This window comes from Vreelandella janggokensis, from assembly GCF_031451615.1.
Classification (GTDB): domain Bacteria; phylum Pseudomonadota; class Gammaproteobacteria; order Pseudomonadales; family Halomonadaceae; genus Vreelandella; species Vreelandella janggokensis.
In genome coordinates this window covers 661,682-677,008 of record NZ_JARWAJ010000001.1, presented here as the reverse complement: position 1 = coordinate 677,008, position 15,327 = coordinate 661,682, and the positions used below count along the sequence as shown (strand labels likewise).

15 protein-coding genes are annotated in these 15,327 nt (G+C 58.7%); 4 read left to right on the top strand and 11 right to left on the bottom strand.

Annotated elements, in window-relative coordinates:
• Nucleotides 1–34: 34 nt before the first annotated feature.
• From QC816_RS03150 to istA, 3 genes are all read right to left on the bottom strand, one after another.
• A complete protein-coding gene (locus tag QC816_RS03150) occupies nt 35–475 on the bottom strand; it encodes a M23 family metallopeptidase (RefSeq protein WP_309766687.1) in 441 nt (146 codons plus the stop codon).
• Between the two features lie 254 nt (nt 476–729).
• Entirely contained in the window at nt 730–1,485 is a 756-nt protein-coding gene (istB, locus tag QC816_RS03145; protein WP_022522218.1) for an IS21-like element helper ATPase IstB, read from the bottom strand.
• 14 nt (nt 1,486–1,499) lie between these two features.
• A complete protein-coding gene (istA, locus tag QC816_RS03140) occupies nt 1,500–3,044 on the bottom strand; it encodes an IS21 family transposase (RefSeq protein WP_309780916.1) in 1,545 nt (514 codons plus the stop codon).
• Between the two features lie 83 nt (nt 3,045–3,127).
• On the opposite strand from istA, the gene QC816_RS03135 reads away from it, so the two are divergent.
• The 4 genes from QC816_RS03135 to QC816_RS18320 all read left to right on the top strand — a co-directional run bounded on the left by QC816_RS03135 (nt 3,128) and on the right by QC816_RS18320 (nt 6,037).
• Nucleotides 3,128–3,493 carry a hypothetical protein gene (locus tag QC816_RS03135; protein ID WP_309780915.1) on the top strand — a complete coding sequence of 122 codons (366 nt, stop codon included), beginning with the start codon at nt 3,128–3,130 and terminating at the stop codon, nt 3,491–3,493.
• Nucleotides 3,494–3,658: 165 nt separating this feature from the next.
• The gene (locus QC816_RS03130; RefSeq protein WP_092825681.1) at nt 3,659–3,955 is read left to right on the top strand and encodes a metal-sensing transcriptional repressor; all 297 of its coding nucleotides are present in this window, start codon (nt 3,659–3,661) and stop codon (nt 3,953–3,955) included.
• A gap of 33 nt (nt 3,956–3,988) precedes the next feature.
• Nucleotides 3,989–5,374 carry an MFS transporter gene (locus QC816_RS03125; RefSeq protein ID WP_199283599.1) on the top strand — a complete coding sequence of 462 codons (1,386 nt, stop codon included), beginning with the start codon at nt 3,989–3,991 and terminating at the stop codon, nt 5,372–5,374.
• A gap of 450 nt (nt 5,375–5,824) precedes the next feature.
• The gene (locus QC816_RS18320) at nt 5,825–6,037 is read left to right on the top strand and encodes a tyrosine-type recombinase/integrase (protein ID WP_442786520.1); all 213 of its coding nucleotides are present in this window, start codon (nt 5,825–5,827) and stop codon (nt 6,035–6,037) included.
• A 479-nt stretch (nt 6,038–6,516) separates the two neighbouring features.
• Here QC816_RS18320 and QC816_RS03115 read toward each other — a convergent pair whose 3' ends face one another.
• Genes QC816_RS03115 through QC816_RS03080 form a run of 8 tightly spaced genes read right to left on the bottom strand, consistent with a single transcriptional unit; the run spans nt 6,517 to nt 15,321 of the window.
• Complete coding sequence (locus QC816_RS03115; RefSeq protein ID WP_092825683.1) at nt 6,517–7,881, bottom strand: NADH-quinone oxidoreductase subunit N; 1,365 nt, start codon at nt 7,879–7,881, stop codon at nt 6,517–6,519.
• Complete coding sequence (locus QC816_RS03110; RefSeq protein ID WP_309780914.1) at nt 7,881–9,350, bottom strand: complex I subunit 4 family protein; 1,470 nt, start codon at nt 9,348–9,350, stop codon at nt 7,881–7,883. The genes QC816_RS03115 and QC816_RS03110 overlap by 1 nt, the downstream gene beginning before the upstream one ends.
• Nucleotides 9,351–9,365: 15 nt before the next feature.
• Nucleotides 9,366–11,267, bottom strand: a complete 1,902-nt coding sequence (locus tag QC816_RS03105) for an NADH-quinone oxidoreductase subunit 5 family protein (RefSeq protein WP_309780913.1) — start codon at nt 11,265–11,267, stop codon at nt 9,366–9,368.
• Nucleotides 11,264–11,575, bottom strand: a complete 312-nt coding sequence (gene nuoK / locus QC816_RS03100; RefSeq protein WP_092825689.1) for an NADH-quinone oxidoreductase subunit NuoK — start codon at nt 11,573–11,575, stop codon at nt 11,264–11,266. Before nuoK ends, QC816_RS03105 begins: the two co-directional genes overlap by 4 nt.
• Nucleotides 11,572–12,108, bottom strand: a complete 537-nt coding sequence (locus QC816_RS03095) for an NADH-quinone oxidoreductase subunit J family protein (protein ID WP_309780912.1) — start codon at nt 12,106–12,108, stop codon at nt 11,572–11,574. Before QC816_RS03095 ends, nuoK begins: the two co-directional genes overlap by 4 nt.
• Nucleotides 12,108–13,004, bottom strand: coding sequence for a complex I subunit 1/NuoH family protein (locus QC816_RS03090; protein WP_309780911.1), 897 nt, complete (start codon nt 13,002–13,004; stop codon nt 12,108–12,110). The genes QC816_RS03095 and QC816_RS03090 overlap by 1 nt, the downstream gene beginning before the upstream one ends.
• The gene (locus tag QC816_RS03085; protein ID WP_309780910.1) at nt 13,001–14,905 is read right to left on the bottom strand and encodes a heavy metal-binding domain-containing protein; all 1,905 of its coding nucleotides are present in this window, start codon (nt 14,903–14,905) and stop codon (nt 13,001–13,003) included. The genes QC816_RS03090 and QC816_RS03085 overlap by 4 nt, the downstream gene beginning before the upstream one ends.
• 50 nt (nt 14,906–14,955) lie before the next feature.
• Complete coding sequence (locus QC816_RS03080; protein ID WP_253024462.1) at nt 14,956–15,321, bottom strand: NADH-quinone oxidoreductase subunit A; 366 nt, start codon at nt 15,319–15,321, stop codon at nt 14,956–14,958.
• Nucleotides 15,322–15,327: the final 6 nt, after the last annotated feature.

Sequence of the window (15,327 nt, the reverse complement as noted above, 5' to 3'; positions counted from 1 at the left end):
TGCAAAGCTGTTAAGCACGGGTCGATATGGCTCGTTATGGGTCTTTAAACGAGATCAAGTCATAAATGGACGCCGTGCCGATAGCATGTTCCAAGCGATCTCTTGCCTCGTAAAGTGATGCTTGATATTCACTCTGAGTCGGCTGTTCACCCAGCATGATGCGTTCACCTTGACCAAGGGGATCAACAGGCTGGTTATTAATCCTCACTTCGTAATGCAGGTTGGGGCCCGTGGCGACACCAGAGGCACCTACCTCTCCGAGCGACTCTCCCGCGTTGACTAAATCCCCAACCATTAGCTGCGGGGAGAATCGGCTAAGGTGTGTGTAGCGACTCATTGCCCCTGTTTCGTGTTCCACCTCGATCACCTGCCCGTATCCCCCTTGGCGCCCTATAAAGGATACCCGCCCAGGTGCGGTGGCAATGACTGGTGTTCCCGTTGGTGCAGCCAAGTCAATTCCATTATGAGGGCGCATCCCTCCATACACAGGATGTCGCCGATTCCCAAAGCGAGACGTTAAGCGGGCACTAAGCACGGGCAACCGCAACGTGCCTAGTAGGCTGTCGTTTTTGAAAAGAGCTACGTCCCCCTTTTGGGCGACCGGCCATATGACCTCCAAGGGCTCTGCCTGATCAGTGCGTATTCCGGCGAACGTGACCGGTCATTCCGGTGATCGTGACCGATTTGCACACGGCCTTCACGCTGGAGAGAGTTTTGTACGCTGAGCGGTCACGATGGGTCAACCGATTCCGTTTTTTGTGCGTTGGTTTTTCTCAGTGATTCCCCTTTCAGATTGAGTCGGTGAGCGCCGTGCAGGAGCCGATCCATGATGGCGTCTGCCAGCGTGGCGGAGCCGATGTAGTCATGCCAGTGCTCCGTGGGTAACTGGCTGGCGATGAGGGTGGAGCCCCGCCCGTGTCGGTCTTCGATTACTTCCATCAGGTCCTGCCGCTGCTGCGCCGTGATCTTCTGCATGCCCCAGTCATCCAGGATCAGCAGGTTGGTCTTCAGCAACTGGTTCATCAGCCGACCGTAGCTACCATCACCGTGCGCGATGCGCACCTGCTCGAACAGGCGCGGCACTCGCAGGTAGCGCACCGAGAGGCCTTGCCGGCAGGCCTGATTGCCCAGGGCACAGGCCAGCCAGGTCTTGCCGCAACCGGTAGGCCCGGTGATGCACAGGTTCAGGGACTGGCGGATCCAATCGCTGCTCGCCAGGGCCGCCATACGCGAGCGTTCCAGTCCCCGGGGATGGCGGTAATCGATGTCTTCGATGCACGCCGGCACGCGCAGGCGGGCGGCCTTGAGCAGCCGGTCCAGCCGCCGGTTTTCCCGGTGCAGCACCTCCCGATCCACTAACAGGGCCAGGCGTTCCTCGAACGCCAGGTCATGCGTTTCCGGTTGAGCGCGTTGTTGTTCCAGGGCATCGCCCATGCCCGTCAGCTTGAGGTGGCGTAAGGTATCGAGGGTGTTGTGCGTTAGCATACGTTTCTCCGGGATCAGTGGTAGTAGTGGGGGCCGCGAACGTTGGTGTGAACCGGCAGCTCGGTCAGTTCCGGTGGCTCCTCGGCCACCGGCAGCGGTAACTGATCCAGCCCCTGCTTCAGAATCGAGGTGATGCTCTGGTAACTGGCGGAGTGGATGGCCAGCGCTCGGGCACAGGCCTGCTCAAGGCGATCACGACTGTAGCGCCGACTAAGGTTCAGAAGGCCCAGGCAGGCGCGGTAACCATGTTCCGGATGAGGCCGATCCTTGAGCTGCTTCTGCACCACGCCCAGCGTGCCGGGGCCGATGTCATTGGCCCAGTTCAGGAACCGTCCCGGTGACCAGTTCTGATGGGCCTGGTGCGATTTGGGCATGTGTTCAGTCAGGGTGACGAAGCGGCCCTTACCATGACGAGGGTGTAGCGCCACTCGCTGCCCTTTGTGCATGACCTCCACGGAGGTGTCGGTCACCCGAACGTCCAGCTTCACCCCCACCAGGGCGTGGGGCACGCTGTATAGCCGCTTCTCGATCTCGATGTGATAGTCGATACCCGGCCGTGCCTTACGCCACTCGGCGTAGGTGTAGGGCGTGGCGGGGAGTGGTCGTAGTGCCGGTCGGTCGAGGGCATCGAACAGGCTTTGACGACTCTCTGTCCGTCCTTGGAACGGGCGCTGGTTCAGCGCTGGTAACAACGCGGCGATGGCGGCGTTCAACTCGGCCAGAGAGAAGAACGTCTGGTGCCGTAACCGGGCCAGGATCCAGCGCTCGACCAACAGCACGGCGGCTTCAGCCTTTGCCTTGTCCTTGGGCTTGTAGGGACGCGCGGGCAGCACCGCCGTCTGATAGTGAGCAGCCAGTTCAGCGTAGGTCTCGTTGATCTTCGGGGTGTAACGGTCCGCCTTGGTGACCGCTGCCTTGAGGTTGTCCGGAACCAGCAGTGCCGGCACCCCGCCGAAGAACGTCAGCATCCGTTGGTGGGAGGCGATCCAGTCCGGCAGGCTCTGGCTCCTGGTGGCCTCGGCGAAGGTGTAGCTGGAGGCGCCAAGCACGGCGACAAAGACCTGGGCCTGACGCATCTCTCCGGTGCTCCGGTCCACCACCGGCACGGTCGGTCCGCAGTAATCGATAAAGACCTTCTCGCCGGCCCGGTGAACCTGGCGCATGCTGCGCCGTTGCCGCCCCCGCCAGAGCCGGTAGTGGTGGCAGAATTGGCTGTAGCGGTAGGCCTTGTCGCCGTGGCGTTCCGTGTACTCGGCCCAGAGCAGTTGCAAGGTAACGCCCTTGGTCTTGAGTTCCTGGTGGACCTGGAAGTAATCCGGCTCGGCAAAGCGTGAGGGCGGTGCCTTGACGGGGAACAGCCGTACTTCCAGCCAGGCCTCATCAGCATCCTCGGGCAACGGCCAAGTGATGCCCTTCGCCTGGGCCTGGCTGACGTACTTGCCGACCACGCCTTTGGAGAGACCACAGGCGCGGGCAATGCGGTCGTGGCTCAGGCCTACTTCGTGCTTGAGGCGCAAGACCTCGATGATCTGTTGCATGGAAATCCTCGCAGCCGGCATCCGCACTTCCTCGTGATGAAAAAGAAGGGTATGCCGAATAAAGTTGAAGAATTCCAGCGTGTTGGATGTGATTCCGGGGGAACGTGACCGATGATTCCGGCAACGTGACCGGCGATTCCGGAAAACTGCCCAAAATCGGTCACGATAAAACGGAATGCGCGGTCACCATCATCCAGAACAGACGGTCACGTTCAAACGGAATGGGCGGTCACGATAGGGGGGAATACGCACATCGCCAGTCGATCAGCCGATTCGTGAAAGTGACTGCCGCCATCTACATGCAGCGGGCTGTATTCTGCTGCCTGCTCGCGCCCCTCTGCATGGTGGCTGCTGGGTTGGTGACTAACAGCACCATGCGAATGGCCTGTGTCAGCAGCGGTTTCCGGCCCGTGGACCAGGGCTTCTCCCACGCCAGACACAACCAGCCCCTGCATGACCAACAGCAGTAATATTAGGCAACCAAGGCGGTGTTGTACGTAAAGGAGCATAAAAACTACCCACATTTAATCGGTAACCGGCGTGCATTCTCAGCCATTGAACCGCTACTGCTGGCAATCACACGGCGAATAGCCTAACATCCCCTCCAGGGGGATGGGAACAAATAAGAGGAAAATATGACAACGTCTAACCACCAAACGACGCACCAGACGCACCAGACGCACCCAGATATCATCAAGCGCCTGAACCGCGCACGCGGACATCTGCAAAGCGTGACTCAGATGATAGAGGACAGCCGCGCCTGCCTGGACATTGCTCAGCAGCTGCACGCCGTCGAAAAGGCCATTCAACAGGCCAAAAAAACCTTGGTGCAAGACCATATCGACCACTGCATGGAGGAGGCGATAGGTCCCTTAACGGCGACTCAGCGTGAGCACGTCAGGGATTTTAAGGCCATCGCCCGCTACCTGTGAATGCATCTAAGCCCTCTCATTGAGGAGCGATCTATGATCGGTGTACTCGCCCATCGCGTCTATCGCCATCTCTTTTTCGCTCAGGTCATTGCACTGATTGGCACCGGTCTGAGCACCGTTGCCCTAGCGTTACTGGCTCATGATCTTGCTGGAGGGCAGGCGGGTGTCGTATTAGGCACAGCGCTGGCAATTAAGATGGTCGCCTACGTGGGCATTGCGCCACTGGTGGGTGCTTACGCCTCACGCCTGCCACGACGCATGTTGTTGGTTAGCCTCGACTTGCTGCGTGCAGCCGTGGTTTGCGCACTGCCTTTAGTTACAGAAGTATGGCAAATCTATTTGCTAATCTTTCTACTCAATGCTTGCTCTGCAACCTTCACGCCCGTTTTCCAGGCGACAATACCGGACATCCTAGAAGACGAAGATCAGTACACGCGAGCATCATCCCTGTCACGTCTTGCCTACGATTTAGAGAATCTGCTTAGCCCGATGGTGGCAGCCGCATTGCTGATGGTGATGAGTTTTGATGTCCTGTTTGTACTCAACGCCCTGGCGTTCGTGATCTCAGCTTCCTTGGCTATATCTGTGATGTTGCCTGAGTCACAACCACTAGAAGAAATTCCCGGCGTTTGGCGTCGCGTTTCTCACGGCTTACGGATTTATCTAAAAACACCTCGTCTGAGGGGGCTGTTGGCATTGAACTTGGCGGTCTCAGCCGCCGGAGCGATGCAGATCGTCAATACGGTCGTGCTTGTGCGCTCTATGTTGGGACTTGGCGAGAAAGAAGTAGCTTTGGCCTTTTCTGCCGCAGGCGGGGGCTCCATGCTGGTGGCCTTACTGCTACCCAAGATACTGGACCGAGTGACAGAAAGACCAGTCATGCTGCTAGGTGGCGTTATGATGGCACTCAGTCTCTACCTGGGCTGGCTGGGACCATCGTTTGCGGGGCTTGTCGGGCTATGGTTACTGCTGGGCGCAGGGGCCTCATTGGTCATGACGCCCACCGGTCGCTTGCTTAAGCGCTCATGCCAGCCGGAGGATCGTCCTGCGCTGTTTGCTGCCCAGTTTTCGTTGTCACACAGCTGTTGGCTGCTCACTTATCCGTTGGCTGGCTGGCTGGGGGTGAACCTGGGACTGACGGAAACGTTCGTTTTGCTCGGGACATTGGCTTTAACCGCGACAGGGCTTGCGATGCTTGCTTGGCCTCGTCGTGACCCAAGAGAGATTGCGCATGAGCACTCGCCTATAGGTCATAGCCATCTTCACTATCACGATGAACACCATAAACACGATCATGAAGGGTGGGAGGGGCCGGAACCTCATCGCCATTCCCACCATCATTCTCGAGGCTCGCATAGACACGTTTTTGTTATTGATGACCACCATGCACACTGGCCATCACAGCACAAGCTTAGGTGAAATGTTCCATTCTTCGATCTCCACCCGATGGAGGACCTTGCCATGAACGTTTCGACTCAACCCCCCTTTACTCCTGGGAATAAAGGCAAGTTGGTTGGGCAGAAGACACCTCTACGCCTCAGAGATATCTGGGCCATCCGTGTTCGGCTACAACTTGCGAAAAAGACGAGAGACCTTGCCCTCTTCAATTTAGCCATCGATAGCAAATTAAGGGGCTGCGACCTCGTCAATTTATGAGTACGCGATATAGCCCATGGTGCACGCATATCCCCACGAGCCATCGTGATGCAGCAAAAAACGCATCGACCTGTCCAGTTCGAAATAACCGAGCAAACCCGTATCGCTATTATGGACTGGATACAGCTTGCTCAACTCAGAAACGAAGACTTCTTGCTCCCTAGCCGAATCAATAGCGCAAAGCATCTCTCCACGCGCTAATATGCCCGTATCGTGAAAGTCTGGGTCACCGAAATAGGTTTAGATGCGTCAATCTATGGCACGCACACGATGCGCCGCACCAAAGCGTCGCTGATATACCGTCGCACGAAAAACTTAAGGGCAGTGCAGCTGCTCCTGGGTCACACGAAGCTGGAAAGCACTGTCAGGTATCTAGGGATAGAGGTAAATGACGCGTTGGAAATGGCTGAACAGACAGAAGTTTGATGAGGATCAACGACGGCCTATTTCGGGCCGTCGTTGTCCGGCCAAAAGCGGTCTTTTAGCGAAGGCTGGTATAATTTCAGAAGCAAATTCCATATAGAGCAACGAAGAATGCGACCACTTGCTCCAATTGGCTTCAGTCATCCATTTATTCCTAGGCCACATACAGGAAAGCTCACCAATCAAAAAATCCATCGGCTGCAATGACATATTGGCATGCTATATCGGTAATCCAGATGGACAAATGTGATCAAAAGCACGCGTTTACTGTTTTCTTATCCAGCTTTTTCTGCATGGTGACCTAGATGTCAATTTCCGTCAGCATCCCGAACCGTGATCGGTTAGCGCCTGACGCTGTCTTTTGTCCACGGCCTCAAGATCGGTATTTGCGATAGCGCGATTGATCCTACACGACGCTGTTATCTCCCGATATTCATAGTTTATTGGAAAGATAAGATACGTCCGCACGTAGCCCTGCGCCACTAAGCAAATGCCCTGACCAGGAAAAACTGAGCAGCGAAGCCGATGATAAGCGTAGCCGCAAGCGCCGTTATCACTGCGATTCCGTGCCATGGGTCCGTTGCCGCGGACGTCGACTCCCCAGCCCGGTACATCGGCACGATGACGCGGAGATATACCGCGAGAGACAGCACGCTGTTAATGATTGCCACCACAGCCAGCCAGGTAAACTGGACATCGATGGCTGCAGCAAAAAGCATAAACTTACCGACGAAGCCGGCCAGTGGCGGAATGCCGACCAGCGACAACAGGAAAATCACCATTGCGATTCCCATCAGCGGTCGCGTGCGCCCCAACCCGTCAAAATCACTCAGAGTGCGCCCGGTGGTGGCAGTAACTGAGAATGCGCCCAGGTTCATGGCCACATACGCGGCAGCGAACAGTATGATTGATGGTAAGGCAAGCTCACTGGAGCCCACCGCCAGGATGCCCAGAAGGAAATAGCCGGACTGGGCAATCGATGAATAGGCCAGCAGCCGGATAACGTTGTCCTGCACCAGCGCCGCAAGATAGCCATAGGTCATGCTCAGCACGGCCAGGCCCGCCATGACTACCGTCCAGCCAGTTTCCAGGGGCAGCTCACGAACCACCTGCGCCAGCGCAAACAGGGCACCAATTTTGGGCACTACCGACAGATAGGCGGCAATTGACAGGGGTGCACCTTCATAGGCGTCGGGTGCCCAGAAGTGGAACGGAACCAGTGATGCCTTATAGCCCAGACCCACAACCACAGCCACGAACCCAAGAATCACAGCCAGCGGCATCGTATCCATGCCCGGCAGATCGACGAGTAGCGTAGAGCCAGAGGCACCGAACCAGTAGCTCAGGCCGAAAATCATGATCGATGTGGTGACCGAAGCGAACACGAAGAATTTCATGGCGGCTTCGGTCGCCGGGTCGGTGTCCGGGTAGGCAACCAGGGCAAAAGTCGCCAGGCCGGTCAGCAGTGTGCCCAGCACCAGGAACATGGTGTCCCCTGCTCCCGCCAGCACCAGGGCACCCAGGGTGGAAAAAATCAGCAGGCTGTAGACCGTACCCTCGCGGGCGCTACCCCGGACATCAACTCTCGCCAGCAGCATCGAAAGCACTGTAGTTGGCAGCAGAATGAGCTTGGCCCAGATACTTAATGTATCGATACGGAAGCTGCCGCCAAATATCGTGGTGTCTGTGCCGAGTAGTCGCAGGGTCAGCCCCGTGGCGACGACCAGTCCAATGACGGCAACGACCAGTGAAATTCGTGGCCGGCGCAGCATCTCCGCGATCAGCGCACCGACAGCCGTCAACAGAACGGCAATTTCCGGAATTAATAGTGCGAGATCATGACCCATTACAGCACCAGTGCTGATGTGGTGCGGTGAATGACGTCCAGCACCCAGGATGGCGCCACGCCAGTGGCAACGGTGAGCACCAGCAAGGGCGCCACCGCGAGAATTTCGCGTGGGCTCAGGTCCGGCATTCTATTCCAGCGATCCCGGGGCTCACCCAGAAATATTTCACGCAGAGCCTTGAGAAAGGTTCCGGCGATAATGGCAATGCCCAAAATCACGATAACCGCAATGGGAGCAGTGCCGAGAGTCGCGAGGAATATCTGGAACTCGGCCGGGAAGTGCGCCAAGCCCGGAAGACCCAGCGACGCGAAGGCCGCCAGCACAAAGAACCAGCCAAGTAACGGTACCGTTTTGAGCAGGCCGCCAAACTCCCCCATTTCGCGGGTATGGGTGCGCTCCTGAATAATGCCCACCAGCAGGAACAAGGCACCGGTGACCAGGCCGTGACTGAACATCTGCAGCACGGCGCCATCCAGAGCGGTGGCGCGGATCGCTGGATCCAGCGTCAACGCGGCCGCAGCGACGCCGACAATGACGTAGCCCATGTGGTTGACTGAGGTATAGGCCACCAGGCGCTTGAGATCGGTCTGTGCCAGGGCGGCAAAGGCACCGTAAATCGCGCTAACTACGCCGAAGAATAGAACAACGATTCCGGCCTCGCGGAAAGCATCAGGGGTCATTTGCAGGGCGAAGCGCACCAGCCCGTAAGTACCGAACTTCAGCATGATGCCCGCCAGGATGACACTGCCGACTGTCGGTGCCTGAACGTGGGCCGCAGGTAACCAGGTATGCAAAGGTATCGCAGGAATCTTGACCGCAAAGGTAATCAGCATGGCAATCAGTGCCCACATGGCCACCGCTCCCTCCAGGGGAGGATTGGCAATCCAGGCCCGCATATCGAAGGTAGGATCAGGGCTGCCGAGGTAAAGCCCCAGAATCGCGAGCAATAATGGCAAGCTGCCCAGCAGGGTGTAGATAAAGAACATCAGCGCGGCACGCTGCCTGTCCTCGTGCCCCCAGCCGGCAATCATGAAGTACATCGACACCAGGGAAACTTCGAAGAAGACATAGAAAAGAATGCCGTCCAGGGCGGTAAAGGTGCCGATTGCCGTGGTCTCAAGAAGCAGGATCAGAGCCACATAGGCACGCGGGCGATCGCGAAGCGACGACGCATAGATGAGAGAAACCAGGAAAAGCACGGCACTCAGCAGCACCAGCGGCAGGCTGATGCCATCCACCCCGACCCGGTAGGCGGCGCCGATGACCGGCATCCACTCCAGCTCTTCGACCTGGGAAAAGCCGTCACCACTTACCCCCTGCAGCCACATGGCCAGAGCGCCAACCAGTGTCAGGGCGGCACTGACGATCGCGATGCCATGCACCGTGCGCGCCGTCGGTTTCGGCAGACACAGAATCAGCACGGCGCCGACGAGAGGCAGAAAGAGGGTCAGGGATACGAGTGGTAACATGAGTACAGGGTTCCTTTAGAAACTCAGTGAAGCTGAAAACAGGATGACAACAAAAAGCACAGCGGTGGCTACCGCGCTGATCGCCAGACTGTGGTGGATCATGCCGCTTTGCAGGGATCTTGCCCGGGCGCCCAGGGCCTGCACAGCGGCCACCAGCGCGAAGATCAGACCGTCGATTCCGCGCTCATCACCGCCCCGAACCCAGCGACCCACCGCCAGATTTGCTCGGCCGACGCCAAGTACGTCCTGATACAGGCGCTTTTCCAGGCGCTCGCCCCCACGGGCGATGCTGAGAGCAGCATCGCCAATGCCAAGTGCGGCCGCGTACAGATGGTTTTCCAGACGGTTACATCCCCCGGCAACCGCCATCGCGGGCCGACCTACCCAGGCAGTAAGCCCGCCTGCCACCACCAGCCCCGACTCTGCCCATTGATGGGCAGGGCCAAGCAGGCGTTGGGCCGGCACCAACCAACCCAAGGCCAGCCCACCCAACGCGGCGACCAGCCCAAGCACTATGACGACGATGCCCGCAGTTTCCGGAGCCGCCAGATCAAGCATTTTTTCGAGGGGACCAAAGGCCAGACCCAGGACAGCGGCAGGGATCGCCAGGCCCCAGATGCCAGCGCGCATCCAGCCAGTACCTTCGACCGGCCGGGTATCGCCCGAGCCCTGCCATAGCACCCGTAGAGCCCGGGCCATGTAGGCGCCGGTCAGCAGAGTGCCGACCAGGGCCAGAGCGCCGAGCAAGACGGCGCCCGGCGCAGACAGAGCGGCGGCGATCACCGCATCCTTGGAGAAGAACCCACTCAGTGGTGGGATGCCCGCCAGTGCCATCGCTGCCAGTGCAAAGCCGCCAAAGGACCAGGGCCTAGCGCGGCCAACGCCCTTCAACTGATCGAAACCGGTACCCTCGCGAGCATGTTGAAAGTCACCGGCGGCAAGAAACAGGGTGCTTTTAATAGCGGCATGGGCGAGCAGATGCAACAGCGCGGCCAGTGGAACCCCCGCGCCCACTGCGATGAGCATCAGGCCGTATTGGCTGGCCGTCGAAGCCGCCAGCACACGTTTGAGATCACGTTCAGCCAGCGCAATCACCCCGGCAGCCACCGTGGTGATACCACCGACAAGACCGACAGCGAACAGTGCCTCAGGCGTCAGCAGTGGCGCCGAGCGGATCAGCAGAATGGCGCCCGCCGCCACCAGTGTGGCCGAGTGCAGCAACGCCGAGACCGGTGTCGGGCCCGCCATGGCGCGCATAAGCCAGTCCTGCAGGGGAACCTGGGCCGACTTGCCCATGGCGGCCAGCAGCAACAGAAGCCCGGCAATGGTGGGCGCTCCAGCGTCAGCTTCCAGGGAAGCGGCAATCTCACTGGTACCTGCTGACCCTATGAGTATGAATATCGCAACGTAAAGCCCGAGATCCGCGCTGCGGGTATATAGGAAAGCGCGTGTGGCTGCGTTCGCGGCTTCGGGGCGTTGGAACCAGAAGCCGATCAGCAGGTAGCTGCACAGACCGATCAGTTCCCAGCTCGCCAGCAGCAGAATCCAGTCGCCCGCCAGCACCAGTGCCTGCATGGCCGCCAGGAACAGCGACATCACGGCATAGAAGCGCGCTTGGCCGGACTCCCGCTTCATATAACCGACGGCATAAATCAGAACGAATGTAGCCACCGTGGCCACTGCCATGGTCAATAGCGAGGTCATCGGCCCGGCGACCAGGCGCAGTGGCATGTCCGGCAGCCCAGGCAGAAGTAGGGTTTCGGTCTGAACGTCAACCACCCGGGCTATCAGCCAGAGACTGCCTGCCAGGTTGAGCGTCGCACCAGCCAGGGCCAACACAGCGCTCCCACGGCGCAGTAACAACACAGCCAGGGCGGCGATCAGCGGCGGTAGTATTGGCAGGAGCACTGCATTCATCCTTTCAGGTCCTCCGCTTCTTCCATCTCAACCGAGCCCTTAACCCGGAAGCGCGCAATGGCGACGCCAAATCCGACCGCCATCTCCAGTGCCATAACCGTCATCACCACCAGCACGAACATCTGGCCGGAATAGGCTTCGGGATGTAAAAAGCGCCAGAAAGCCACCAGATTCACCATGGCCCCCGCCAGCATCAGCTCCACGCCCATCATGATCATCACCAGATTGGTCTGGGACAGTGCGCCATAGACGCCGATACCGAACAGGATGGCGCCGGTCACAAGCGCTACTATCAGAACTGCGGTCATTCCGATGCCTCCTTGGCTCTTTTACTCGCCAGGTTCTGCACCGGAATCGCCACCGCGGTGGCCGCAATCATTGCGGTCAGGATGGTGATACCAGCGGTTTCAAAGATCATCATCGAGCGCCCGAGCAGCTCCATGCCCAACGCCCGTGTCTGCGCTTCCGCATCCACCACCTGCTTTGCTGCGGGGCCCCAGTCGGACAGCAGCGCAACGGCGATAGCAACAACGGCCGCACTCACCCCAGCAACGATAGAGAAACGCTTCTGGTGACTCATGTCCATACCGCCAAGCCCACCTGGATCCATCATGAACATCACCATGAAGATGGCCATGATACTCATCTCCGTGGCCATCATCATGATTTGCAGTACGCCCAGAAATTCGGTCTGCATCGCCAGAAACATGCAGCCGACGGCGGTCTGCGAAAACAACAGAGCCAGCGCAGAACGGACCATGGACGATGTGCGAAACACCACCACGCCAAAGCCGATGGCAGCCAACCCGAAAACGGCAACGAAAAAAGCCTGTGCGTACATTAGAGAACCACCAGAATCAGTAAGCCGACGACAATGATATTCACCAGTGCAAGGGGGATGCCTAGAATCCAGCACCACCGCATCAGATCCGCCTCGCGAATGCGTGGCAGATAGTGACCGACCAGCAACATCGACACGGCCACGGCCAGGGTCTTCACCAGACTCCAGGCCCAAGGTGGCAGTAGCGGCCCCTGCCAGCCGCCGAGGTAGAAGACCGTGGTTGCGGAAGCCAGGGTAACCACCAGGGTCAGTCGAGCCAGGCGAAGCACTGCCAGGCGCACCCCGGTGTATTCGGCGTCCACGCCCCCGCCAAGCTCTCCCTCTGCGGTTGGCAGATCAAACGGGGCCCGGAACGCCAGTGCCATGGCCGCAATGAAAAACAGCACGAAGCCCAGGGGCTGGTAGACGATGTTCCACAGCCCCGCCTGGGAGCCAACGATCGCGGTATTCAACATGGATTCGGCGCGCATGGCCACGGCCGTGATCGGCATGACAATAAGCATGGAATAGGCAATAAGCTGGCCCAGAAAGCGCCAGCCACCGATCATCGCGTAGGCGCCGTCCGGTCCCCAGCCCGCCATGATCACCGCAACCAGCACATAGGCCAGGGCCGCGTTGATGAACAGCGCACCAGTGCCAAGGTCCGCAATGATCAGGTCCGGTGCCAGCGGCAGGACCGCCATACCAAGTACCCCCACAACCAGGAGAAGCACCGGCGCTGCCTCGAAAAACACCCGGTCTGGCGAGCGCGGGAGAATGGATTCACGACCGAGGTGCGCCAGCCCGCTAAAAAGTGGCGCCGCCGGACTCAGGCGGCCAGTGGTCATCCAGCCCTCGATCACGGACAGCAGCCAAGCGCTGCCAAGCAATGCGAGAAGAACGCTAGCGACGGTCACGAGATCACCTCCCAGGGCGAAAGATCCAGTGAGCCGACTGCCAGCAGCGCATCGCCCAACTCCTGGCCCTCAACAAGCTTCGGGACCAGGTCGATATGGTGACTGCAGGGGGTGTCCAGCTTGTAGGATTTCACCTTTCCATGCTCCAGTTTCAGACTTAACCGGGCTTCGCCGCGGGGCGTATCAACGGTTACCTCACCGGTTCCTGATAAATCGCCAATGTCGCGCAGGGATGGCAGCGCCGGTTCGCTGCTCGCCTTTATAAGGTCGAGACTGGCGGTTATTTCGGCCAGACGTTGCCACAGGCGAGCCCAGGCGTCTCCGCCTTCGCTGGCAGCACGTGCTACGGGGCCGCGCAGATCAGAAAATTCTGAAGAGAGTTCGCCGATATCCTTCAGCCGCGATTTGAGCAAAGGCGTCCGTCCAAGACGGGTTCCTAATGTACGCAACGCTGGTTCCAGCTCAGCAAGCCTGTACCGGTTAGCCTCTCTGACTTGCAGTTGCAGAGTCGAAGCCCGCTGCGTCAGCCAAGCGAATCCGAGCTGGCGCCCCAGTTGCGCCAGCCAACCAAGATGACTGGCGATGCGCTCACGCTCAAGTCCGCCGTTCCGGGCCTGAGTGGTCGCCTGATCGTCATTCAGTCCAGCCGCTTGCTCGATCGCAAGACAGGCCAGCAGACGATAGCTCACCGGCGCCAGCGGCATTGCCGTGGCCAGATGGTCGATGAAGGTCTCGACATCTATCTCTTCGCTTTCTTCACCCTCTTCAACTTCGATGGTCATACCCGCCAGGGAGGTCGCCTGCCCTTCGGTCACCCCGTCACCATCAAGGGTCAACGTCAATTTCAGTCCGCCTGGTAAGCCCGGAAAGACTGGGCCGAACGGCACCTCAAGCCAATCCATCTGCAGGCCATCGGCGCTGCGTGGCAGATCTTTGGTGACTTCAATCATGGACATGAATCCCGAGGCGCCGTGATCGTGCCCTCCATGCTTATGCCCACCATGATCGTGTTCTCCATGATCATGGCCTGAATGTTCATGTTCTGAGTGGTGGCCAGATTCGCTATGTTGATGATTGTGGCTGTGCCCGGAGCCCTCTTCTGAGGCGCCCTCATCTTCCGCGTCCTCACGGGCTACCAGATCCATACCGCACTTGGGGCAGCTTCCAGGCTCGTCCCGAACGATTTCCAGGTGCATTGGGCAGGTATATTCGGCCGCTGCATTTTCGTGCGCGTGTTCCTGTTGGTGCTCGTTACTGTGCTCGTGATCATGGCCATGATGATGTTCATGGTGGCCCTTATGATCTTGATCATGGCAATGCTCGTGCTCGTGCTCATGGTCATGCTTGTGGCCATGGTGCTGGTGTTCGTGATCATGCTGGTGTTCATGATCGTGGTCGGGCGTGGACTCCCCTGCCTCTCGGGCTACCAGGTCCATGCCGCATTTGGGGCAGCTACCCGGCTCATCCTCGACAATTTCTGGATGCATGGGGCAGACATACTCAATCTTGGCGTGCAGGACATCGGCGTCGAACGCCTCCGGCGAGGCTACAAAGGCACCGTCAGCGAATGCACGTTGTAGTCGAACTACGGCTTCGGTCAGTCCCTTTTGCGAGAGACCTGCAGAAATATCGGCACCAGGTAAAGTTGACGGTGTCTGCCCGCCTACGATGAGAATGGCACGCGGCCGGGGCATCTGCGCGTAGAGCACGGCCACGGCGTCGCCCATTTTCTCCGACAGCTCTCCAACAATCATGAGCACGCTTGCATCGCGAGGCGTAGTACTGGTTCGCATGCCTGCCGCGGTCACGTCCAGACCATGCGCCAGGGCAATCTCAGGCCCGGGAACGATCAGACAGCCCAGATTACGCGCCAGGGCCCGAGAAACCAGCTTCTGCAGCACTGAGGGCCGTTTCTGTCGTGCGCCCGTTATGTTTATTGCTGAATCAAAACTCATTGCCGCCTGAAAGCCCCCTGGCTCCATCCGTAAAGCAGGCCAAGAAAGAGAATCGCCAGAAACACGCCCATATCAAGCAAGGCAACCAGCCCTACTTCCTTGTAAACCACTGCCCACGGGTACATGAACGCCATCTCCATATCAAAGGCTAGAAACAGCAACCCATATCCGTAGTAGCGGGCGTGATAGCGCCCCCATACCGGATCCCGCGACAGAGCTCCGGAACTCGCCGGCACATCCTTGCCCGGCTCCTGACGTGTCAGGCCTATCGCGCGGGCAAGCGAATACAGACAGAAAACGCTGCCTACGACGCCAATCGCCAGTGCCAGCAGTAAGCTGTATTGCTCCAAAAGAGTCATCATCTGACC